Source organism: Bacillus sp. FJAT-28004 (assembly GCF_001280845.1).
Taxonomy (GTDB): Bacteria; Bacillota; Bacilli; order Paenibacillales; family Paenibacillaceae; genus Pristimantibacillus.
Genome location: NZ_LGHP01000005.1, coordinates 1 through 24755 on the forward strand (window position 1 = coordinate 1; position 24755 = coordinate 24755).

Consider the following 24755-nt stretch of genomic DNA (forward strand, 5'->3'; position numbering starts at 1 on the left):
GGCACATCGACAGCAGCTTTACAAATGGCTAGGTTGCTTAGTGATTTGGGTTTTAAGGTTGTATGCATTGAGATCAATGATCCTGAAGCAAGCCCTAGTATATTTCGATTTATGGATTTTAACGAATCGAAACATTATCCCGGCGGATATCACATTGATGGCATTGATTTGTTTTCTAATGATAAAGACATTGCTGTGGATCGGATTATTTCAGAGTATGAATATGCTGTATTGGACTTAGGTCATCTCATTAACAAACCGCAATTACACCCGAACATTGAATTTTTTTCTAGAGCACAAGTTCAAATGATTACATCGGGTTCAAGCGATTGGGACTTTGATCGGTTAACTTCAGCTATAAGTGCGTTTCAAATCCATAACATAACAAAAAAGTTAAATGTCTTATTCAATTTCATAAGCGATCAACGGTTTTCTGAACTAAAAAAAACTTTTACAAAAGAGGAAAAGGAAAGCTTTAATCTGAATTTTTTTCACTTTCCTTATAAACCGAATCAAATAGAAATTGATGCTGAAATGAAAGACGTGCTATCAACGGTCATCGCTGAATATATACCATCGAAAAAAAATAAATCCAAATGGAAAACTTGGTTAAAGGGGAAATGATTTTGAAAAAGATACTTCGTATTTGGTTGTTTGCCGTTGTCATACTGGCAGGGCCGCTATTGTTAATTGTATGGACGAAGTGGGTAGAGCCCACATGGGGAACAATCGATGTTATTCAAGCTTCCAAAGAGATTAAACGGGGCCAGATCATTCAAAAAACGGATTTGAAAGTTGAGAAGATCAAAGCCGAACAAATTGTCTCCGAACGAATTGTTGATCCAACAATCATTATTGGAGAAGAAGCTTTAAGAACCATTTTCACAAATGAGCAAATTGTAAAAGATATGTTGGGGTTAGATGAGTTGATACCTGGCAGCGGTGAAGCGAATATGCCAGTACCTAATGAATGGGTACTCTCCGTACCCGGAAGTTTGCTCAGAGGAGATCACATCTCATTAACACCAGTTTTAGACAAAACAAAAATTAGTACAGGCACTTCTCGAAATGCATTGGATGATGATGAGGAAAAAGAAAAAGAACCAGTGCTAGTATCCGAAGGGGATTTAAATGAACTGATCGACATCCCAGTTAGTTATTCGAAGTCAGGGAATAACCAAGAAGTCACTACGGAAGATGACGGCCGTCAAAAACCTTCAGGAGCCGTAAAAAGTTTGGAAATCGTAGTCACAGAGAATCAAAGAAAACTCATTATCAAATATGGCAGTGAAGGTTATAAGTTTCTTATAACGTATCGCTAATAGGGGGTCTAACAATGAAGGCATATATACTAAGTGATTTGCCAGGCATAATGGATGCCTTCTCTGATCTAAATGAAGTAGAAAGCACAGAACGCTTCATCTTAGGAGAACATCAAATATTTAAAGATAACAGCATCATTGTCGTTTCCGAGCAGTACGCAGATGTAAAAATGATTATTCAACTTCGGGAAGAAAATCCAAATGCAAAAATCTTTTATCACGTCACGATGTATGCCGATGCAAGCGAAGCAAAAGCCATTCAAAGCACTTTAATAGCCTATGATACACGCGTCATTCCGCCATATTCAACTGGAAAGCAAATCGCTGATTTCGTAGCTGCAGAGTTATTTTCAAAAACTAAAGGAATCAGCCGGGTTGTGACTGCGCTTGGCTCTTTATATGGTGTAGGTGTCACTAGCTCACTAATATTGTTAGGCAAGCAGATTGTAGATATGAGCAACATTCGTGTCGCCATTATAGGATTGAACGGCTTTAATCCAGGCACAAACTGTATTGAATATAACGGAAAATATTTAGATGAAATATGGGGCTTGCTCGATGGGAAGCAAATGCAGCCAGCTGATCTTGAGGAAAAAATGGTTGAGCTGCATGATGGTCTGTTTTATCTAGCTGGGAATCGCGATGTACTTAAGGTCTACACGTATACCCCAGAAGGTATTGCACATCTCATTGATTTGGCTAAGCAGCGGTTTGATTTAGTCATACTCGATGCAGGACATCATATGGATACTCCACTAGCCGTACAAGCTATTTTATCTAGCGATTTAAAACTTGTATACACCAACCAGCGGACTGCTGCTAGAGAGGCCTGGTCGCGTTACAAGGATCAAGTCCTTGAAAGGGAGTTGGGGCTTGACGTTGAACATGCTAAAAACATTTGGCTGGTATGTAATATGATGTACCCGACGTCGGATCTGGAGACAACCAAACATTTGTCAGAAGTTTATAAGCTTCCTTCCATGGCAAATATTCCGTACTATAATACGTTTTACCGATTTGAATTCAGAAAAGATTTACTATCCTTTAATGAAAAAAAATATGTAGCTGAAATTAATCGAATTGTAAATGGCCTTGTTGATTTCTATCAGCTACCACTTAAAGACAACGGTAGAAAAACAAAAGGCTGGTTTGCTCAGAGAGGGAGTTAATCGTGAAAGCAGTTCGTTTTAATCTTCAGAAATATAGCAAAGAACAAGGACTTCATAAGCGAGGCGATGTAAAAACCCATTTGGACGCTATTCGTAAGGAAGAACCTAGTTCATCTAACCTTACAGCCTTCCAAAAATTAAGCGTGAAGTTTGCAGAAGAACTCAATACGGAGTTTGTTGCCATAGCGGAATCCAAAGAAGGCGACGATATGGTTAAACTTGAGTCACATGCGATGCTTGGAAAGAGCGATTCCGTTACCCCAATGCTGGATAAAATTGAAACGTTCATTCTAAATAACAAAATTAGAGACGTACAATTACCGGTTTATTACAAGGACATTCATTTGTTTGCGGAAGGAGAACAGCGGAAATACAGTAATCTAGCACATGCTGTTTTTCATGAAAATTATGGACTAAAGGCTTTAGCTTACTGGTCTATGTTGCCCGATAGTTATGCTATGCAAATTGTAGGTCGATACATTTGGATACATAATGCTAAAAAAGGTCGATTCGAACTCATGAAATTCCGATTATCATCGTCCGATGTAAACAAAATTATTCGAACATTGGAGAGCCACAAGCCAGGAGCTAAAGTAAACGAACAGAGCCCTGAAATAGAACTGGATCTTTATACTGGTGAACGGGTATCCATCTTAATTGAACCACGGGTTAGAAACATAGTTATTACTTTTAGACGTGTACTCAGGAAAAAGGTAAGTTTAAGAAATTTATCAGTAGAAGATAACCTTTTTCCAGAAGAATCATTACCTCTATATCATGGCATGTCACTAGCAATGCCTAATACGGTTATAACGGGCCCAATGGGAACAGGAAAAACAACCTTAGTACGAGCGATGATTCATGAACGACCGGATCATCTTACTGGAATCAGTTTCGAAAACGATTATGAAATTCAGGTCAGCATTGATAATCCACAAAAGAAATTTATTGAAATGATTCTCAATGGATCAAACTTTGATAGTGCCATTAAAAGTGGACTGCGAACAGACGCGGATTACGGGGTTGTTCAAGAGGTGCGTGTTGATGAAGCGGAAGGGACAATGATATTAGGTGAAAGGTTGCAAAAAGGCCTTTTAGCTACCACTCATATTTGGAAGACATACACGATTCCTGAACAATGGGCACGGCTAATCTGCCGTTATAACGGAGGAACGGATCTCAAAGCTGAAACGCAGCGTGTTGCAGAGTATGTGGATCTTATTATTTTGCTTCAAATGGATGAAACGAAAACCATTAAATGGGTAGAGAGCGTAGAAGAGCTCCGCTTCAATCGAGAAAATGGAGAAATCAGTACCCATCAAATTCAGCGTCGTAATCCATTAACGAAGCAATATGAATATCGAGCAGACATCACAAAGCAATTGCAATTAGAGATGCGTTTGAAAAATCAACAGTGGTACGAAATTTTCATGACAACGCTAAAAAATCTAGAACAAGCATCACCCATTCCAGTAGGAGAAGGCGTTACAATATTCAACCCTGCGATTGCTGATCCGCAATATCGACTAGCTCTAGCGACTGAGGAATTATCAAAGAATCAATCAAGAACAGCAGATGCAATGGAACGGATGGCAGCTCTAATGGAAACGTACATGCTGAGAAAAGGAGAGGACAGATGATCTTTACGATTGTAAAGTATTTGGTTTATCTCGGTTCAGCTTCCATCACTTCTTATGCTGTTTATCTCATTTTTAAAAATACGTTGAAATCACTGAGTGAGAAGATTGCAGTTGAAAAACGAATAAAAAAGGGAGCAATTGAGCGGAAAAATGTGCATCTTGGGGTTGAAACAAAAGGAGAATTTTTAGAAAAAGCTTACCGAGATCTAGATAATATGCTGAAAGTCACAAGCAAGAATTACCAGCCAACCCTATCCGTTCAGAATTTCATCATTTTTCATCTCGTCTCGTTCGGTATTCTTTCTTTCTTTATTGGGACCATATCAAAATCGTATTTCTTTGGCGTTATGCTAGGATTTGTCTTTTTATATGGAAACTTCATGAGGCACCGGTTAAAACTACGAATCATTAGGATCGATCGTGGATATCAGCTTGCTGAATTAACCGGATCTTTTGCCTCAACGTATAGCGGTTACGTGCAACCACTAATGAAGACCGTTTTAAAGGATGTTACTACTCAAAATGAAGGATCCCCCTTTAAGAGCCATCTACAAGAAATCATTAGAGTTAACCAAAACTATGAGAACCCTGATGACTTGATGAATGCAATTGACAGCTTTGTCTATAGCATTAATACATCCTTTGCAAGAGAACTCGGTTTTACTATCTATAAAAGTCTTACGACTCAGGAATTTGTAGGGGATACACTGGCTCGAATTGATGCAAAAATTCAGCAAAATATCTTAGATATCAAAAATGAAACAGAAGCGAAATCAGATATTAGGAACTTAAGCATGTTTCATCTTATTGCCTTCCCTGGTACGTTTCTCGTTCTATCGTTATTTCTTGATATCACGGGTGAAAGTATTTTTCACTTTCAATTCCAAACGGCAGAAGGTCGTGCGGGATTTATCTTATCGGTATTATCGATAGGAATGTCTAGAGTTATTGCATCATGGTTTTTACGTCAACCCAATGATTACTAGGAGGGACATCGCTTGAGTTTTACCATTGCAACATATCTGTTTTATACGATGATTATCATCCTATATCTCTACTCAGCCAAAATCCTTGCCAACATATTAAATGCAAAGCTTCCGGAAAAAGAAAGTGTTTTACAACGCATTAAATATCAGAACTTAAAAATGAAGGACATTTTGGTTCCACCAGAACTGGAAAAAGAGTTTACCAGTGCTGGTAACCCGTTCAAGCTTAACGCAAAACGTTTCCAAATATGGCGCTATCTTATTGCTTTAGGGATGTTTTCATATGGTGTATATTCCTTTTTCTATAGAAAAGACCTTTCAACCGTCTTTCATGTTTTGTTCTTAACCAGTCCAGTTTTGTTCTTATCTCTTATTACCAATCCAAAGCGTAAAACTATGAAATCAGTTTTTAAAATGTATCAGAACCAAAATGATTTTTTGAAAAATCAAGAGCTATTCATGATCTATTCTATGATCATGGATGAGCTGAAAGACTCTGGTAATCGGGTCATTAATATCTTGGATCTGATTCGTAAATTGAGATTGTACACACCACGCATCCGGGGCGCCATTAATAAAGGTCTGCGTAATGCAAGCTCCGGAATTGACGTGGTGATGAACATAATAGGTGACGATATCGGCACTGACGAAGCCAAAGAGGTCTGTAAAATAATTGCTGGTATACAGAGCTCTGGACAGCAAAACGTTAAGGAACTCATTGCAAGTCGTGAAGAAAGTTATGTCGCCACCCTAAGATCAAATAGACAGAAAAGGAGGATTTCTTTAACCAATATCGTTAACCCGATCGTTTGGTTACCATTATTCATTTATATTATGGATATTCTTTTTGTCGTCATGCAAATGGTAGGGTCTATGAGTAGAAATTTAACCAACTTAAGCTAATTAAAACTAAAGGAGTGTTTATTGAATGTTTAACAAATCGCTAGGTGAAATTTTTGAAATTATCGGTATCGTTATTTCGGTAGGTCTAATTGTATTTATCCTTATCTGGGGTCTTATTTCGGGCTTTAGCGGTGAACTCTCGGATACCTTTACTAACATTCAATTACCATCATAAATTTTTTATGATGTTACCCTCTTTCAGGGGAGATGTTTCGTCTCCCCCCAAGGAAAGGAGAAGTACCAACCTTGTTTAACAAAGCAATGGGAGAGATATTGACGGTATATTTCCTTATCCTGTATCTCTTTCAACCAGTATTAGGCGAAGTGTTCAATGTACGAAGTAACGCAGTGGAAATCGTTCTGAATCAAGGTATCGCAAAAGCCTCCTCCCTAGATAATGGGTATTTTACACCTGAAATCGTTCAAGAAATGAAAGACCAGCTGCGTGATAAATTTTTCATACCTAACAGTGCGGTAACCTTTGTCGGAACAACGGTCCCTATGCCAAGAGGCGAGTACATTGAAGGAACCTTAACGATTAAAGCCTCTCCTCTCTGGCTATTTCAAAATTTACTAGGTTCCAGTAATGCACCTAAATTCATCTCACGTCATCAAACCATGATGAGTGAATACTCGGAGAGGTAGCAGATATGGGACGAGCGTTATTAATCATTGCACTTAGTACTATTTTTTTATTAATGCAACTCACGAATGTAGACCGAAACCGAAATACATCCCTTATTAATAGCCTAACCTTCAGCTTACAATATGCTGCACATGATGCAGCTCTACAAGTAGATCCGCTTCAACAAGCTGAGGGCTACATTGTTTTTAACCGAGAAGAAGCAAGAAACGTTTTTGAAGAAACCCTGCGAAGAAATCTTAGACTAAAAATGGACTTAACGCCTTTGCCTAATACCTTACTGGATGATCCGGTAGAAATCCTTTTTGAGGATTTTGTAGATGATTCAAGCGGTGTAACCTTTCCCTATAACTATGTCAATGACCAGTACCACATTTATAAAACGCTTCTTGGACCAGCTGTCATATATGAGGTCAGAGTAAAGAGTACTCGATCAAGTAAGTATTCCTTTGATGGTTACATTTATAAAAATATTATTGAACTTTATCCTTTTCCGAATTAAGGAGTGAACGTTAGTGAGAAAAAGTAAATTCATATTAGCACTATTTTTGGCTCTATCATTGATTATTCCGCAGATGGCGCATGCAGCGCAGTCCACACCGCCATATGTGTCCACCATTAAGGTCATCAATAATCAAACTGGAACACCAGATACAGTAACGGTATCCGATCTGTATGAAGGCGACATAGTGAAGGTTTATGCAAATCCTTCTACAACAGTAACGATAGGAACTGGGACAGTCGCTGTAGGATCAACATCTATTGTCATTAGTATTCCTCAGATTGGTACAGCAGCTGGAACTTTGTACGTATCCGTTACATCCGGTAGCGATAGTCAGAGCAATCGTACTCCGAAAAGCTTTGCGGCAGAGCCGACATCAGCTTTTCTCGATGCAGCGCAGATTGGTATCACAAATAATCCTACTGGAACGTCTGATATCGTAGAAGTCGTTAACCTGGTAGCTAGTGATGTGATTCGGGTCTATAATTCTCCAATAGATCCTACCGTAATTGGAACAGCTACCGTACCAGCAGGACAAACCAGTGTATCTATTTCGATAGCTCAAATTGGATCAAAAAATGGAATTCTATATCTTACTCGTTCAACGGGATCCGCTCAAGAGAGTGCCCGAATAGGTAAATCATTTAAGGCAGAAGTAGCAAGCCCAATGATTTCTACAGCGGACATTACGGTTACAAATTTTACTACAGGTACAGCAGACACGATTGTTATTCGAAATGTCAGAGCAGCAGACATCATAAAGGTCTATGCGACCGACCGTGACAACACACCAATAGCAACGAAAACGGCAACATCAACGACCGAAACCTTAACCGTTGCTCAGCTCGGAAAAACTGCAGGACAGATTTATGTAACGCTAACGAGAGGAACAATGGCAGAAAGTAATCGTGTGTCAAAAGCCTATAGCGCCGAGGCTGCAAGTACTCTTCCAGTTACAAACATTAAAATCGTTAACAATACAGGTACAGTAGATACCATCACAGTCGCAAATCTCAACCCAACGGATATCATACGGATTTATGCCAATAAGACAACGACAACTCCACTAGCCATTGGTACGGCAAACAAAAATTTACTACCGCCAGCGTATACCTGGAATCTACATGCGAATGCAACAGCGACAAGCAATTATGGACTTCGCCTTGTAGCTACTGCAGCAGGACAACTAACGTATTATGACGTTCCAGTTCTGGCTTCGCAAAGTTATGCGTATCAGGTCACAAATACAAATAGCGGTACTGTTAATGTAAAGACTCTCGATGCAAGTAAAGTGGTCATTGCGACTAAAGCGACCTCTACAGCTGCAAGTCCATCAGCAGCCTTTGTAACCGAAAGCAATGCTGCTTACATTCGTTTTGAATTTACTTCGACGGCAGCCGGTACGTTTAATTGGTCAAATGCTCAAATTGAGCTAGGCACAGCTGTGACAGCATTCGAAGAACAAGAATCTTGGCCAACTAAAAACGTATTACCACCGTTCACAAAATGGAATTCATTACACGTTAACACTGATATCTTGAGCGATTACAAGCTTAAACTTACAGCAACAGCAGCGAATGAAAGAAGTTATGTTCGGGTGAAAGCTCAGCCCTCAACCGTATATGCTTTCAGCATGCAGCATACAGGTCAAGTTACAATCAGTTCCATTTCAGCTGCAGGGGCAACACTGGCTACACATTACAACGGTTCAACAGCACAAAGTGGATCATTCACTACAAGCGCATCAACTGCATACATCGAATTTGCAGTAGCAAATAGTGCTTCAGGATCCTTTACGTATACAAACCCTATGCTTCAGATAGGTGGAACGGCAAGTAAATTTGAACCGATGGCTACAGCAAAAGTAAATGCATTTTTAACCGTTCCTCAGTTGGGAACAACTGCAGGATCCGTGTACATGACGATTACAACGCCTGGAAACTTAGAAAGTGCACGCTTGGTAAAGAGCTATATTGCTGAAGCACCGACGGCGGCATTAAATATTAAGGCCATTACAGTGAAAAACAATAAAGTAGGAACCAACGACACGATCACAGTAACCGGTCTAGCGCCTGGTGATGTCGTAAAGCTATATCAAACGAAATTGACGGCAACGGTGTTTGCTTCATCAACCGTAGGAGCAAGTGCCAATATGACAACCATTTCCGTACCTCAGTTAGGGGTAGCTAAAGGAACGATATTTGTAACAGTTACCAATACCGGTAAAACGCAAAGTGTTCGTGTAGCGAAAACATATCTAGCAGAATAGGGCTGAACGACAATGGCCTGTATGGAGTGTGAATATGAAAAATCCAGTAAATCAGGCCATTGATCTTATTACTCATCACTATCATCATTACATATCTGCAGGAAAGAAAAATGTACTACATGTTTTCGCCTCACAATGTTTATATGAGACGCTTCGCCTACGAGACGTGAGAATATCAAATCATTCACTAAAGGTGGGAATTTACGCTTATCTATTGGCCACAAAAATGGATAGCAATCATGCCATCGAGTACTTCCTTGGCGGATTGGTTCATGATATTGGAAAAATAGCATTTCCGGATGCAATCTTAAATGGTGAAAAGCTGGAGGGGAAAAAAAGAGAGAAAATCAAAGAACATGTAGTGAACGCCGAGAGTATTTTAAGCGATTTGCAAATGTCTAAGATCATCATTAACATAGCCAAATATCATCATGAACGTCAAAATGGAACCGGCTACCCTAAAGGTGTTCAAGGAGATTTCATTCCAATTGAGGGGAAGATCGCAGCTGTAGCAGATGTGTACACTGCAATAACAGAACAAGACAGAGGGTATCAAGCTGGTCGTTCTCACCATGAGGCCTTTCAAATACTCATGGATTCAAAAGAACAATTTGATCCGCTTGTCCTACAGCAGTTCTTCAATATGTTCCATGATGTTAATTCCATAAAATACGTAAACGAAATGAGTAAGCGTATGCTCGAGACGATTTTTTCTTTTGAGAAGTATCTAGACCCCCTTGCATTACATTCTCGCGTCAGTTCGAGATGAGAGAGAGTGTATCGTATATCCGCGAGGGCGGCCGTCTTGATGGCTTTTCCGCCTGTCACAAGCGTACCATGGGGCGCCCTCCACCTAAAAGTTTTCCCGGCATATCCTCGCTTTCAGCTCCGGTATTCCAGTTTCCTTTCAGTCGGAGCCTCTGCTAAACCCATGGTAACGCATCGCCAGGGCGGAATCCTATCAGGCCGCTACTACAATAAACTAATCAGGAGTGATTATTCATGAAGAAGAATTTTCGTAAGTTGATCGCATTAACTATTGCAGTTACAGTATTAGCATCAGCACAAGTAGCAGCTGCAGCAGCAGCATTTACGGATACTAAAACACCAGATGTGGATATTACATTTAAGGATATTATGAGTGTGCCTTGGGCTATGCAATCGATTAAAAAAGTAGCTTTAGAGGGTATTATGAATGGTTATATAGATGGAACATTTAAACCGAAGAACCAAATGACGAAAGCGGAGCTAGTAAAAACAATAGCTATAGCTTTCGAAATTTCCCCTAAACCGAAAGAAGGAGATAAACCAGCTTCACCTTGGTATGCTCCGTATAAGAATGATATGGTAAACGCGGGAGTTTTTGTAGCTGGAGACTTAAACAGCGATTTAAACAAACCAGCTACTCGTACTGACCTTTCAGTTTTAATTGTGAGAGCTTTAGATAGTACTTATAGAGGTAAAAAAGTAAGTAAAAATGAGTTGGTATTTCGAGCTGTAAATCTAGGTATTCTTAGTAGAACAGGTAGTACTGCTGAAAGCTATCAACCTGAGGGAACTACTACTAGAGCACAGGTAGCTGTTGTACTAGATAGAGTATTAGGTTTAAAAGAAGGTAAGAAGCTAACAGTAGATAAAGGAGCTTCTTCTGCGGCTGAAATTGCTTGGCATAAACATAACTTCATAACGAGGTTTAACCAAAACGATCTAGTAACTTTTCCTCACCGAATTAATATTAGGTCTAACTATGACGTTATAATTGATCAACTCATCGTATTAGATCCTTCCGATGCTAACGAGTATATGTCTGAGTATCTTAAGGGTATGCAGTATAACTTGGGAGGAAGAGAATCTAATAACAAAGAAGGATACCTATTCGCCTACAAGTTAATAGGTAAAAATTTAACTGCTGATGCTAACTATTATCAAACGGTACGTAAGTCTTTCTACATGTTTATAGAAGCAGACAGAGGAGAAGCCTATCTAGCTGATAAATTCAACTATCTCGATGGAAAGACTATAGAAAGAAAAGGTTTATTTAGAAATAGAGAAAATATGTCATTCGCTAAAAAAGGAAATTCAGGTCACGATTATCTATTAATGTATGTAGACAAAAAGTATGTAGATAACGTAGTAAAAAGTAAGGGAGCATTACCTATTCATTTAGAAAAATTCGGACCAATGTCAAAAAGTTCACAATTTTATCTGACAGGAGCTAAGGACTTATATGCACTATAAAATTAGACGTTTTATAGCTTGCTTACTTCTTTTAATAATCGCTTTTGGGTCGGTTCCTATAAGTCCTGCAATTGCGGCTGATAACTTAACCAAAACGATAAACTTATTTAACTCTAGTGATAGATTCAGTTCAGTAGCTTCTAAAAGTAACTTTACAGTAGATATCGCTTCGTCTATTCCAGCAGGGTATAAATTAAAGACTTTCGAAGTACTTAAAGATGTCGCTGACGGTAGTGGTAATGTTTCTAGAAAAAGCCAAGGTAAATATGGAGCAGGGAATCCTGTTAATAATAAAATAACATTCCCTAGTTTTAACGGAGCTTTGGTTAACGTAACTAATGCAGGATACACCTCTAATATGTATGCTGAATTATCCCCTTCAGGAGGAGGAAAAGCGTGGAGATTTACCGTTAAAGGTGGGGTATATACCGTATCCCCATCTTCTTCTTCCGATTGTTGGGTTGGAGGTTCCGCCAAATGTACTGGTATACTAGGAAGTACTGATGAATATGGAAAAACAATTCCTATAGACAAGGCTAGAGATGCTAACGGCTGGTTTTTAGCTATCAGTGATGGATTTGCAGGACCGACAACATACAATTATGGTGGTGAGTCTGTCGGTAAATCAGATTTAGTTCCTAACACTGTTAGAATAACAGAAGCATTGCCTGAAGGCGATCAGAAGTATATAAGGGTTCACGATTATGGCAATATCTTAGGTGGAAATAACGATGCTCACTTGACTATAGCAATTAAAATGACTATTGGTAACTCTTCAATGGGTATGAATGGAAGTAGACTAAGATATGATTACAGTACAATGACTAAATGGAAAGCTAAAACGTATCTTTACGGTGGTGAGGTTAAGCTAACTTTAGAAAAGCTACCTGAACCTACTACTCCTGTAGTTACTTGTGATTGTACTGTTAATCCAAAAGATGTTACCTTTGCGAATAAAGATGTACTAGTAGAAAGTAAACTAACGGTTAACTTAGCTCAAAATGGAGGTAAAACAGTTAAAAACTGGACTCTGTATGGTAAAGCTAAAGACGGAAGTCAGTTAGTAACTTTAACATCGCAATACGTAGGAAAATCAACTTTCACTCATACTTTCGATTTTAAAATACCAGCTAGTAAGTTAACTTCTGTAGGATCGTATACGGAAACTTGGGTAATGAGGGCAAGGGTTTATTTTACAGATGGAACCTCTGCCGAAGAATTTGTAGAGTGTACGACTACTGTAACTAAGGCAGGAGCTACACCAGCTCCAACTCCTTCAGGAAGTCCTAGTCCCTCTGCAACTCCAGAACCTACTCCTGAACCGACTATGGCTCCTATATTAGCAAAAGCTGTATTTAATCCTCCTCAGATCATAGTAGGAGATAAATCGGATTTGATGAACTACTCGAACGGGTTTGATTCTTTCTATTGGGAGTTCAATGAGATACTAGCAGAGAAACTACCTAACACATCAGATTTCGAGTATTATAATCAAACTTACGATAAGCCAGGCTTATATAAAGCAACAATAGTTGTTTCTAATGGTACTGAAACAAAAAGACATTCAGCTACTTTAGAAGTTCTAGCGCCTAACCCTGTAGCTGTTGTATCGGGGATTACTAAAATCGTAGAAGGAAGACCTTTCCCATATCCTTATCATTTGAATAACTCCTATACTCCTCTTGAATCTAAAGGAGTAACTATAGACAAAACAAAGTCAGAAATGAGATATAAAAAAGTAGGAGATGCTTCCTACATTACTGGATTCCCTACTACTAATAATTTAAGCGTAGGTGATTACGTACTAGAAGGTAAAGTATACGATTCACTAGGTAACGTAAGTGAGTGGGGAACCTTGAATGTCGAAGTTATTCCAGATCAACCTCCTACTGTTAGTCTAGTCTCTCCTGAAGAGTCTTATCGTAATAATGCCGTGACTATTTTCGTAGATGCGGAAAGTCCAGAAGGTGACAAGTTAAGCTTTCTATACTTAGAAGAAAGATACGATCAAGACAATGACGGAAACTTTGAAGAGGAAGCGTGGAAAGTACTATATGACGGAGCGTATAAAAACACTCATTCCGTTACCTATACTACTGTAGGGAAAAGACAATATCGCGCTAAAGTTACGGAAGAGTTTGGAATGTTCGGAGTATCTAATATAAGTACAACCGATATACTGAATTATGCTCCCAGTGTAGACTTTAAAGCTATAGGTCAAACAAATCAACCTGAAGAAGGTGGATCTCCTCCATTAATTCGATATTCAGGAGATTCTATTTTCAGATCTTGGGTAGTTAAGAAACCATACGTAGGAGGTAATGGTGGTAAAATAGGATGGAAATCTGATCCTACAAATATATTTACGAAAAACGCCATCTTTGCTAACTTTCACGTAGGATATCCTGACTCAGGTAATGGTGCTAACTCTCGAACAAAATACCAATTAGCTCCTGATATTGTGGGAAAACGTTCTTGGACAGCGCCAAATGGATATAATCTTATAGAACAAATTTTTGCAGGAAATAGAATATATCTATCAAAACAAAATTATGATACTCCAATTAATACATTCGATATTAGTGAAAGAGATTCGGTGACTGGAGTAGAAAAAAGAACCTTCAGAATAAACCCAAATATTCCATATGTAGGGCTAATGGCTGTCGGTCCAGATGAGGTATTTTATTTTTCTGATGGTGGTCATACAGCTGCAAATAGCTATAGTAGTCGTATACTAAAGTACGATAACAACGGGAATTATCTTGGAGATATCATTATTAATTCTAGAAAAACCTCCCCTAAAGGGGATGGGATGGGCGTAGGTATAAAATATATCGAAATATCTCCAGACGGTCAATTTATGTATGTAGCGCAATTTTTTGCTTACTACGTACCTGATGACGTTTGGAATGGTTATTATAATACTGAGCTGAGACTTTTTAAGTACAATCTAAAAAGTAATACATTAATATGGGAATCGGAAGGAGATAGTAGAGAAAGAGGTTTACTAAGTAGTTTTAACATAACAGCAGCTCCTAGTGGTGAAACTTATTTTACGTATACCTACGAAAATAGGTATGGTAATGGAATGTCAGCATACCAAGGTATGATGTATAGAATAACTTCAGACGGTACTACTACGATAGTTCCTGTAGGCGGTGCGGGTATTTCTAGTGTATCCTTGTCGGATGATAATACGGTAGCATATGCAGTATCTACTTATTTCAGTGATGGTAGTAAATACGCAAACGTAATGTTTCAATCCTATAGGATGTGGGGAGATGATTTTAAGTCGTATAATGCCGCAAGCTTGGTAACTTCTCAAGACGATTGGGGACATTCATATGCAGAATCAGCCCCTAATGCTAATCCAATTGTCTATTCTGACGGTACTGTATACGCCCAAGGTAGAGTACATTCAAGCTATAATATGTACTTTGATAAGTGGGGAAATACAGGAGGACAGAAAATAGATGCAGGTAGTTATTCCGCTAACTTAGGGAAGATGTTCATAGCTAATGGCGGTGAGATCATCTATCCTGTAATTCATTCGGAAGCTAGAACATCTCACAATTGGGAAGACCCAGGGGAATTTACAGCACAAATTTACAGTGCTAGTAGGAAAGCTACAATTGTAGAAACTCCTACGTCTGGACTTCCTATTTTAACAACTAGAGAGACTTCGGGAAGATCTACTCCCATATTACCTGATGGATCTTTATACGTTTTTACGAATAATACTGTTATCCCTTTTGTTCCTAATTCTGCTAGCGGATCAATAAAAGAAGTAGATGCAAATACTGTTGAAGTAACCAACGATGATTGGGGAGGTTTAATCTACGATGCAGCAACCTCTTTAAAAAATTATGCCTTCGAGTTCGGGGTTAGTGTTAATGACCCTAAAAACGGCAAGGTGGTTGGTGCTGGTTTCCAAATACAAGATGAGAGAAACATGTATGCAGTAGAATGGAGTAATACTACTCTTTCTCTCTATCGGGTAGTTAATGGTGTAAAAACCTTACTTCAATCAATTCCTATGGCTAGATCGCCCTTTACTACTTATCCAATTAAGGTAGAATCGGTAAATGGTATTCAAAGGGTATATGTAAACTATGCTAAAGTAATAGAAGTCGCAGATGGAACTTTCAAAAAAGGGTACTCTGGACTTATGTCTTTAGGACAACCTAATGCCGTGTTTTCTAATGTTAGTAAAACGAACTATGGTGACTACTACGTAGAAGAAACAATAGACACCGTATTGGTTAATGAACCTATTCGTTACGATAAGGTATTTAAAGATATTGAGAATGATCCTTCAAGAGAAGAATCGTGGACTTATAAACACGATCCTAATTTTTTCTTAAATCCTCAAGGTACTAGTGCTTATAATGGGAATACTTATCCTACTCCTGTTCTTAATCTAGACAAGTCTGGAGTATATGAGATTACATTTAAAAGCTCAGATAATCCAACGTTCGCTAGTTACTCTAAATGGTCTGAGCCTACTACAAAACTTGTGTATGCTCATAGAAGACCTGTAGCTGTACCTAGTGTTAGATTTACGGGAAGTGTATCGTCTGAAGGAGAAGGGTTAGACTATGATACGTTTGATGGATCTTATGATTTAGATGTAGCAGATGGTATTGTAGAGAGAGTATTTAGAACTAGGTGGGCTGATGAGACTACTTGGACGAGTGGTAAACGTATTCTGTATAATAGACCGAATGTAGAGCTATTTATTCAGGAACAAGTTAAAGACGTACATGGTGCTTGGTCTTTCTGGGAACAAACTTCCGTTTACAAGGAATCCCTACCTCCTGTAAATCAGACTAAACCTGTTATGACGATAACTACTCCTAATGGAACTCTGAATAGTCCTGTAACTTATTTAACAGAACCTTTAATCAGATGGAATTATTACGATGCCCAAAACGATCCTCAAGAAAAATATAGGTTAGTACTTACTTACGTAGATACTAATGCAACAATTATTAGCATTGAGTATGATGGTAATAATTTGAATTATCAAGTAGATGAAGGTATCTTAGTTAAAGGCAAAAAAGTTAAAGTACAAGGTAAGGTTTATTCAAAAGGTCTCTGGTCAGATGATAGTAATATAGTCTATTTTGTACTAAATACGCCTCCTATTACTACTCTCATTAGTCCGAAGGGAACTATTAATAATCCTTATATAACTAATAATAACAAACCTACTTTAAGCGTGTCTGTAACGGATGCACAAAACAATCCTATATCCGCTGTAGACTATGAAGTATTTTATGCTTCAACAGACGCTTTAGTAGTGGACACTAATGCTTCAATTTCATCTTTTAGCAGAACTTTAGCAAATCCTTTAATGGAAGGTTTACATTATTGGAAAGCTAGAGCTTTTGACGGGTATGAATGGGGGAATTATTCTAATGTTGATTATTTCTTTATAGATACGGTTAAGCCTGCAGACGTTGATGAACAATTAGCCATCGAACCTACTGCAGTAACCGTGAGCTTTAATGCCTTTAATGATGCTGCTCCATCATCTGGACATGCAACACGCACATTCTATCTACAAAAAGTCAATGGAGATGGTAGCGTAACTAACATTGATTTGAATGGAGACGGTACGACAGAATACAGCATACCGCTGGCGCTAAGTAAACAATCTCATCGCGTAACCGGCTTAATCAGTGGCCAACAATATCGAGTCACCGTATTGGATTATGATATTGCTGGAAACGAAGGACATTATGCATATATCTATTTCAACACGAACCGTCCACCTGTTGCTAAATTTGATTATTTGCCTAAACCACCATATGAAGGTGATGTAATCACACTTACGAATTTATCAACAGATCCAGATGGTGATGCAATGGTCTATAAATGGACTATTACTGGCCCTAATGGATACTATAACAAAGTATTTACAAGCAAAAACGTCGTGATTCCGCATGAGGTAACAGATAACCATCCAGGTGATTATCAAGTTGTCTTGAGTGTAGAAGATATCCATGGATTAAAAGCAGAGGAAGATGCAACTGCTACGATAACTGTGCTTGATTTAAAGATTAATGGCTATGTAAAACATACAGATCGATATGAAGAGTTAAGAATTGCGTATAATAAAAGTGTAAGCGGAAGTCCAAACTCGCCTCGGACAGCCAATATGTTTGTTGCTGGAGAAGCATTCGTGTTAGAATCGAACACCACTAATACGGGAACCTCTGCTACAAAGGCTACAGAAATACTTGTTGTCAGAGAACCATTCGATTTCGGCGTTCTTCTTACCTCTAAAACAAAAATAAATTGGACAGGAAAGATGATAGATAAGACATACAACGCAAAATTGAAAGATGGAAAGTACACCTTCACTTTTAATGGAACGTGGTCTAATGGACACAAAGAATCAACTGATGTGATCATTGAAATCAAGGGTGATACTCAAATTTACCTTAATATCCACAGACAAGAAACAAACACATGACAGAAAAGAGAGTGGGAGCAACCCACTCTCTTTTTTGTGTACGCGTAGCATGGGCATCATTAAGTACAGATACGGAGTTTCTGCAGGAGATGGCCGCGCTTCACCGGCTGCATCGATCATAAACACAGGCGCATCCCGATGCATCAGGATTTCCAAGATCATTTAAACAAGTCCAAGTCTTTTTTATCTTCATAATACGTTTGTTAAATATAGTGAAAAAGTTAAGTAATAAGCGCGATTCAAAGATTAGTTGCGTTGACTGTTAAGGCAACTTTTGGTATAATTAGGTTATGGAATATTTAGTAGGAGGTAGTCATGAAAGCTCATCAAAATTTCGGGGAATATATCCGATCATTACGATTGAAGAGAGATATGAAGCAAGTCGATGTGTGTGAAAAAGCTAATATTAAAACTGCATATTTGAGCAAAATTGAAAATAACAAGTCGGATCCGCCTTCTGAAGAAGTTCTTATTCGAATTGCCACTGCATTAGGTGAAAACCCATATCGTATGTTGATTCTTGCTGGTAAGGTGCCAATGGACTTTCAGCATGTCATCGTATCGGATGAAGAAGTATTTCAATACTTGGAGAAAAAAGTAAGGGCTAGAGCAAAAGCAAATTAAACACGCGGGAGGTATAGCCATGTTTTTTCCACCTAAATATATTGAAGATCTATTAAAGAAAATCGATTTACTAGATTTGATGACGAGCCATAACATCAGAACGAAAACAGGCGTAGGGAAAAATGATTATTACGAAGCAAGCTTTTGCTGCGGAAAAACTGATTTGCAGAATGGACGGATTCGTAAAGGAGATACCATTTATCGCTGTCGTGCATGCGGGGATTTTGGTAATGCCATTAATTTTCTTGAACGTGTGGCCGGTATGGATTTTCAAGATGCCGTTCATTCACTCGTTGAGATGGCAAATATCGATCTTCCTGTTGTAGATCCGGTTCTGGTCGAAGCTGAAAAACGTAAAAATAAGGCTATGCTGCTTGCTGCGGAATTCTACCATAGCCAGAAAAATTGTGAGTACCTTTTAAGCAGAGGAATCAATGAAGCAGTACTTAATCGTCATAAGGTTGGATATGCACCAGGAGGACGAGCTCTACGAGGTTACTTAGAAGAGCAAGGATATACCAAAGAAGAATTACAGAGTTACCGTTTGATCAATGCAAAAGGGCTTGATGCCCTATTTTATAGAGCGGTTGTGCCTGTATATATGTATGGCAAAGTAACCGATCTCTACGGAAGAGCAGTAGACGATAGCAAAGCCGGAATTAAACATTTTTATGTTAATGGCGATGATATTTTAGGTGGCTTTGATTTACTGGATACCAAGCGCGTTGTTTATTTATATGAATCAGCTATTGATCGATTAGTAGCGGAGAGTTACGACATAAGCAACGGGATTGACTCGGGCGGCGCTCATAAGTTTAAGGCTGCACATGCACGGATGTTGAAGAAGAAGAAGGTCAAAAGGGTCATGGTCATTTATGACGGTGACAAAGCTGGCAGGCAAGGTGCAATGGCGTCAGGGCAATTGTTAGTGGATGAAGGCATAGAGGTATGGATTGGTGAGCTTCCAGATGGAATGGATCCAGCTCAAATGATACAAGAAAAAGGAAAAGATGCTTTTGTAGCTGCTCTATATAAGCCCAAAACATTCCAACAATATAAGATGTACGATGAACTTTCTAAATATCGTCTTGAAGACATTGAAAAATATATTGCAGATAAAAAAACATTAACACTTGTGGCTCAGTAGTCATTTAGGAGTGTAGTCAATGCAAATCGTAGTCATAAGAGTAAACAGCCAGATTGAGATATTAAAGGAAGTCCTACGTGAAGTCTCAGCATACCCGTTATGGAAAACTCTTTATGGTGATGAATGGTTAACGAGAATAAATGAACTTAGAACAAGCATTGAAAACATCAATTCTAAAAATGAAAAAGATATGGAATTAGGTATTCATTTTTCTTTTTCTGCAGCTCAACTGCTTAAGCGAATGCTAGTCTATTATCTAAAGCATAATCGCCAGGATAGCGATACTAACAAATTAGATATGATAGCAGATTTTATTCTCACCATTGAGGACCGGATCGAAAGCTCGTTAGCTCAGTTGTTTGTCGCCTTTGATTCACAGGTATCTGCTCATAAACGAAATATAGAGAAAGAAGTGATTTTATAATGACGAAGGAAAATAATGTATCGCGTGAGGCATTTGAAAAACAATTTAAGCAGGTTAATGCTTCATGGGGATATGAAGATGCTGGAATTGATGACAAGGGCAAGGAGCTCATATATAAGCGTCTAAATGGAGAAATCACAGAAGAAGAATTTAATTTGGCAGTTAAAAAGCTAGCCGAATAAAAAGAGATATTTTCATTACAAATAGTAAGTTAATCGACAACACGTTTGGTAAATAGAAGTGACAAGATGTAATGAGGTGAACATAAGGATGATGAAAGATTTAACGTATTATTTATTGGGCCTAATAGTTGTTTTTACTATTGCTAAATTAGTTATTAAAGTTATGCGTGATAGACTCAAAGATGATGATCAGTAGGGGGAATACGGCTGAAGATATCCAGAGATAAATATGACCGAGAGATCGAGCGTGTTAGTGCATCATGGGAGTACGAAAATAGTTTCTTGTCTGCAGGTGAAAAAGAAGAGATCTATCAACGACTTGTTGATGTAAAGAGCATGAGTATGAAGAGAGCTGGAGGCAAACCAATGACCAGTGAATATTTATATCCGGGAACAAACGTCTTGAAAAATCATTTTGGCATTCAAGATCAAGTGAAGTTAGATAATATAGAACGGTATCATACAGCTTATCGAGCGATGGAACTCCGTTTTAATTCAGCACCAAAAGCTTTTGATCTTAACTATCTCAAAGACATACATAGTCACCTGTTCCAGGATGTTTATCCCTTCGCGGGTCAGCTAAGAACAACCAATATCGGTAAAAACAATTTTTGGTTCTGTGATACAAGTAGGATTTCTCGATTAGGAGACCAAGTGTTTTCTGAATTAAAAGGAGACAAGTTTTTAAAGGGTTTGGCTCAAGATGAGTTCGCAAATAAAGCAGCCTATTATTACACGGAAATTAACTATATGCACCCCTTTAGGGAGGGTAATGGCCGCGCAATTCGTGAATTTTTTGAACAGTTATCGAAGAACGCAGGCTATGAGTTGAATTGGCAAAATGTACCGACAAATGAATATTTTCAAGCCGTAAAAATGACGGATGACCCCAAGCAGTTAGGTGAGCTGGTCAATGTATTGAATAAATGTTTGAGTCCAATAAATGATGTAGTAAAAGAACAGGCCCAGTGGATCGAACCGCCAGGGGGAATCCAATTAAAAGAGCTATTGAAAAATACAAATGGATTACCTGCAGCGAAAGCAAACATAGACGCAGCTGCACTAAACAAAACGGTCGATCGTTTTCAAATAAATGAGAAGGGCTCTTTTGTAAGAGTCCAATTTAATGGGGAATCAATCTTAAAAACGATTCCATTAGAAAAGCATCCACATCTATCTGCAGTAAAGAAAAACCTCATGTTAGATCAAGCTGCAGCCGGTACTAAAATGGTTAGCCAAATAAGTAAGTACCTTGAGCCATAATACATTTATAAGGGGCCGTATCATGAATCGATTGAAATTATACTTGTTACTAATCGTAATCGCATTGGTGCTAGGTACACTATCTTATGCCTTAGATCTTTTCAATATTTACCTGGCTTTGCTAATAATTTGTTTCTTGATTTATGCAGCAACAGACTTATTTAAAACCGGTATTAAGAAATCAAAATCTATCGTTCGATTCTTTACTCAATCCAGGAGATGATCGATATGGATGTCGATTTTTGTACCATTGAAGGTTGCTCTAAAGCGGTTAAAGCAAAAGGCTGGTGTGCGATGCATCATCAGCGTTATTTGCGGTATGGCAATCCTTATTATGTGCGACCGAATAAGAACGTGTATCATCGTCGTCCGATTAAACCGATGCGATCCACAAGGCTATGCGAATTAAACGGATGTGATCGAGTACATGCAGCAAAAGGGATGTGTCGTGTGCATTACAACGCCAATAAAAAGGAGAGTTAACAAAGTTAAGCTGATAGCGAACGGAACGGTTGAAGGGGCGCCGGAAGAAATATTAGAGTAGGGTGACATTAAGAATTACGACAAATACGATGCTTTTTGGAACTGGCCAGTCCATGTCCTTGTAGACAGCGGCTCTAATCATATTGAGAGCATTAATCCAAGCCTAATCAATCCAGAACAAGGGGTTATGTCTTTGCAATTACTAGCCATGCTTACTATGTTAATTGATCATCTAGGAAAAGAATTTTTTGAAAATCAAATGGGTTGGAGAATCATCGGGCGTATTGCTTTTCCGATCTATGCTTACTTAATCGTTAGAGGGTATCAGATCACAAAGAATAAAAAAAAATACCTATTACGGTTACTGATCATCGCCTTGTTGTCTCAGTATCCATACATGTATGGACTTGAGATAAGCGGAATCAATGTCGTAGGTGCGTTTGTAATTTGTATATTGGCCATGATGATTATCGATCAAGTAAACCGGATTTATATTTCAGTCATCGTTGTTTTGATAAGCAGCTGCATTCTGGAGTTTTTCAAGTTTGATTATGGGGTTTATGCCTTATTGCTAATTCTTATTTATCGGTATTCCAAGCAAAATCTTATGATTGGTTTACATATAGCATTAAATATCGTTTTTATCTTTTACAAAAACTGGGCCATTCAATTCTTTAGCATTGCTCCTACAATAGCGATTGTGTACATGCCTCATCTATTGAAATGGATCGAAGAGATACGCATCCCCCGCTGGCTATGGCGATCATTTTACCCCGTTCATTTAAGCATCATTGCAATACTACTTTTTATACTTAAATAGCAATCAAGGAGCCGTGGCCATTGACGGCTTTTTATTTTGCCCTCAAATAAAAAATGCTGGTACTCCGCTTCGACGCAAACCGCATCCGGTGTTATCATCGGGCTGCTCTTAATCAATGGCTTCATATATCCCAAAATTGATCAGCTCGAATTAAAGGATCTATTTCTCGTAGGGCTTTTATTATTTTTTTCATTGTTGATCCGCTTGGAATATATTGATCATCCCCGCAAGCATTCGAAACTGTAGTTCTTCCCACACCTCCTTTTTCTGCTACCCACTCCTGTTTTATCCCTTTACGATCTAACCACCGGCCTAGTTTGCTACGTTTCTTTCCAAGTCCAAACATTGTTCTTTCTCCTCCTTTTCTTTTGTCTTCTATTAACAGCATGAACAAATTTCCCGATTACTAAACGTTATTTTCCGATTTCGGGAATAGTGGACAAGCGATATCACGTAGTTATGTAACTAGGTACACACAACGGCAAGCGCAGACATAAACGTGCGCACCTGGGTACACACCAAAGGAGGCGAAGAAGATGTATGCAGCCATCGACGCTGGAAATCGAAACACGAAATTTTATGACGGAAAGCAGCTCATTAAATTTCCTTCGGCAATAGGTATCAATGAGCTCAAACGGAACCTAAAAGGGCAGTGCAAGACGTTTGATTTCGAGTGGGAGTACGAAGGAAGGTGCGGATTCGCAGGCACGCTGGCCGAAGATGAAAGCGAGTACGCTGAGAGTAGAAAAGACGACTCCAAGGCTCACTTTGATGCATTGCTCCGGATATTGATTGCATTGCATCAATTCGGAGTAGGGATAGAGTTCAATATCGTTGTCGGCCAGCCTATTGCAACTCATACAGAAGAGGAGAAGATAGCAATAAAAAACATGCTACAGCGTCGGCACGATCTGATTATTAACGGGATTCGCAAAACCATCGTAATTCGTCAGTGTGAAATATCACCCGAAGGTGCGGCAGCGGGTCTCCTAGTTCCGGGGACGGGAATAGTGCGCGTGATCGATATCGGTAGCGGCAGCGTTAATTATGCGACTCTCAAAGACCGGCAATACATAAATAAAAGCAGCTTCACATTCACCGAAGGAATGGAGAGTAAGAGCAACCTGCAGGTTGCAGCATTTGCAAGGCAAATTGGCACGAAGTCTATTAATCGGAAGTGGGGGAAGGGAGATGCAGTCTATCTATGTGGGGGTGGGGCGCCAGTGATCCTACCTTACCTGCGGGAAGAATTCTTCCCGGCTTGCCAATTACTTGAGCCAGATCCATTCTTCTCGAACGTTAAAGCCTTTTACATGATCGCGAGAAAGATCTATGGGTGAGCTTATTAAAAAGCGAGTTCAGGTCGTTTTTAACATCGCTGATCCGGATCAAAAGGAGCTGTATCAGCGTGTGATCGAAAGGAAGAATCAATCGGCTTATATGAAGAGACTCATTCAACGAGATATCGACCAGGCTTTCCATGCAAACGCACCAAGCACGCTGTCGAATTCCTCTTCGCGAGCAATTCAAACTAGCGATGACATGGAGTTCAGCGTAGGGGACTTTGTATAGTAGGACAGGGAAGGGAGGAGGCTGGGGTACCTCCCTCAAGAAGACTCCCTCCGACCACCCTAAACCCGATGTCATGACGTCATGACT

Annotated in this window: 23 protein-coding genes; 22 read left to right on the forward strand and 1 reads right to left on the reverse strand. The window is 38.9% G+C overall.

What is annotated here, in order from left to right:
* The 20 genes from AC787_RS34305 to AC787_RS32200 all read left to right on the forward strand — a co-directional run.
* Positions 1 to 624 (forward strand): hypothetical protein (locus tag AC787_RS34305; RefSeq protein WP_161807601.1); only part of this gene is annotated, 624 nt, incomplete at its 5' end.
* A gap of 2 nt (positions 625 to 626) precedes the next feature.
* Positions 627 to 1322, forward strand: a complete 696-nt coding sequence (locus AC787_RS32110; RefSeq protein ID WP_054029069.1) for an SAF domain-containing protein — start codon at positions 627 to 629, stop codon at positions 1320 to 1322.
* A gap of 14 nt (positions 1323 to 1336) precedes the next feature.
* On the forward strand, positions 1337 to 2491 hold the full coding sequence (locus AC787_RS32115; RefSeq protein WP_054029070.1) for a hypothetical protein: 1155 nt from the start codon (positions 1337 to 1339) through the stop codon (positions 2489 to 2491).
* A 2-nt stretch (positions 2492 to 2493) separates the two neighbouring features.
* Positions 2494 to 4131, forward strand: a complete 1638-nt coding sequence (locus AC787_RS32120) for an ATPase, T2SS/T4P/T4SS family (protein ID WP_054029071.1) — start codon at positions 2494 to 2496, stop codon at positions 4129 to 4131.
* Positions 4128 to 5117, forward strand: a complete 990-nt coding sequence (locus tag AC787_RS32125) for a hypothetical protein (protein ID WP_054029072.1) — start codon at positions 4128 to 4130, stop codon at positions 5115 to 5117. Before AC787_RS32120 ends, AC787_RS32125 begins: the two co-directional genes overlap by 4 nt.
* Positions 5118 to 5129: 12 nt before the next feature.
* Positions 5130 to 6020, forward strand: a complete 891-nt coding sequence (locus AC787_RS32130; protein WP_054029073.1) for a hypothetical protein — start codon at positions 5130 to 5132, stop codon at positions 6018 to 6020.
* 25 nt (positions 6021 to 6045) lie between these two features.
* A complete protein-coding gene (locus AC787_RS34310; RefSeq protein WP_161807602.1) occupies positions 6046 to 6195 on the forward strand; it encodes a hypothetical protein in 150 nt (49 codons plus the stop codon).
* Positions 6196 to 6266: 71 nt separating this feature from the next.
* Positions 6267 to 6665, forward strand: a complete 399-nt coding sequence (locus AC787_RS32135) for a hypothetical protein (protein ID WP_054029074.1) — start codon at positions 6267 to 6269, stop codon at positions 6663 to 6665.
* Positions 6666 to 6670: 5 nt separating this feature from the next.
* Positions 6671 to 7165, forward strand: coding sequence for a hypothetical protein (locus tag AC787_RS32140; protein WP_054029075.1), 495 nt, complete (start codon positions 6671 to 6673; stop codon positions 7163 to 7165).
* Positions 7166 to 7178: 13 nt separating this feature from the next.
* Positions 7179 to 9434, forward strand: coding sequence for a hypothetical protein (locus AC787_RS33565; protein WP_054029076.1), 2256 nt, complete (start codon positions 7179 to 7181; stop codon positions 9432 to 9434).
* Positions 9435 to 9468: 34 nt separating this feature from the next.
* Complete coding sequence (locus AC787_RS32150) at positions 9469 to 10203, forward strand: HD-GYP domain-containing protein (RefSeq protein ID WP_054029077.1); 735 nt, start codon at positions 9469 to 9471, stop codon at positions 10201 to 10203.
* Positions 10204 to 10436: 233 nt separating this feature from the next.
* Positions 10437 to 11672, forward strand: a complete 1236-nt coding sequence (locus AC787_RS32155) for an S-layer homology domain-containing protein (protein ID WP_054029078.1) — start codon at positions 10437 to 10439, stop codon at positions 11670 to 11672.
* Positions 11662 to 18153: a hypothetical protein gene (locus tag AC787_RS32160; RefSeq protein WP_054029079.1), complete on the forward strand. Its 6492-nt coding sequence runs from the start codon at positions 11662 to 11664 to the stop codon at positions 18151 to 18153. The genes AC787_RS32155 and AC787_RS32160 overlap by 11 nt, the downstream gene beginning before the upstream one ends.
* A gap of 315 nt (positions 18154 to 18468) precedes the next feature.
* Positions 18469 to 18777 carry a helix-turn-helix domain-containing protein gene (locus AC787_RS32165; protein ID WP_054029080.1) on the forward strand — a complete coding sequence of 103 codons (309 nt, stop codon included), beginning with the start codon at positions 18469 to 18471 and terminating at the stop codon, positions 18775 to 18777.
* A gap of 19 nt (positions 18778 to 18796) precedes the next feature.
* Complete coding sequence (locus AC787_RS32170) at positions 18797 to 19924, forward strand: toprim domain-containing protein (protein WP_054029081.1); 1128 nt, start codon at positions 18797 to 18799, stop codon at positions 19922 to 19924.
* 19 nt (positions 19925 to 19943) lie between these two features.
* The gene (locus AC787_RS32175; RefSeq protein WP_054029082.1) at positions 19944 to 20348 is read left to right on the forward strand and encodes a hypothetical protein; all 405 of its coding nucleotides are present in this window, start codon (positions 19944 to 19946) and stop codon (positions 20346 to 20348) included.
* A complete protein-coding gene (locus tag AC787_RS32180) occupies positions 20348 to 20530 on the forward strand; it encodes a hypothetical protein (protein ID WP_054029083.1) in 183 nt (60 codons plus the stop codon). The genes AC787_RS32175 and AC787_RS32180 overlap by 1 nt, the downstream gene beginning before the upstream one ends.
* A 282-nt stretch (positions 20531 to 20812) precedes the next feature.
* On the forward strand, positions 20813 to 21793 hold the full coding sequence (locus tag AC787_RS32185; RefSeq protein ID WP_054029084.1) for a Fic/DOC family protein: 981 nt from the start codon (positions 20813 to 20815) through the stop codon (positions 21791 to 21793).
* 228 nt (positions 21794 to 22021) lie between these two features.
* Positions 22022 to 22276, forward strand: coding sequence for a hypothetical protein (locus AC787_RS32195; RefSeq protein ID WP_054029086.1), 255 nt, complete (start codon positions 22022 to 22024; stop codon positions 22274 to 22276).
* Positions 22277 to 22469: 193 nt separating this feature from the next.
* The gene (locus tag AC787_RS32200; protein ID WP_054029087.1) at positions 22470 to 23096 is read left to right on the forward strand and encodes a TraX family protein; all 627 of its coding nucleotides are present in this window, start codon (positions 22470 to 22472) and stop codon (positions 23094 to 23096) included.
* Positions 23097 to 23217: 121 nt separating this feature from the next.
* Here the strand turns inward: AC787_RS32200 and AC787_RS32205 are convergent, their stop codons facing one another.
* Positions 23218 to 23484 (reverse strand): helix-turn-helix transcriptional regulator, encoded by a 267-nt coding sequence (locus tag AC787_RS32205; RefSeq protein WP_321166203.1) that lies wholly within the window; start codon positions 23482 to 23484, stop codon positions 23218 to 23220.
* 148 nt (positions 23485 to 23632) lie between these two features.
* On the opposite strand from AC787_RS32205, the gene AC787_RS32210 reads away from it, so the two are divergent.
* Positions 23633 to 24436, forward strand: a complete 804-nt coding sequence (locus tag AC787_RS32210) for a ParM/StbA family protein (RefSeq protein ID WP_054029089.1) — start codon at positions 23633 to 23635, stop codon at positions 24434 to 24436.
* Positions 24429 to 24668: a hypothetical protein gene (locus AC787_RS32215; RefSeq protein ID WP_054029090.1), complete on the forward strand. Its 240-nt coding sequence runs from the start codon at positions 24429 to 24431 to the stop codon at positions 24666 to 24668. Before AC787_RS32210 ends, AC787_RS32215 begins: the two co-directional genes overlap by 8 nt.
* Positions 24669 to 24755: the final 87 nt, after the last annotated feature.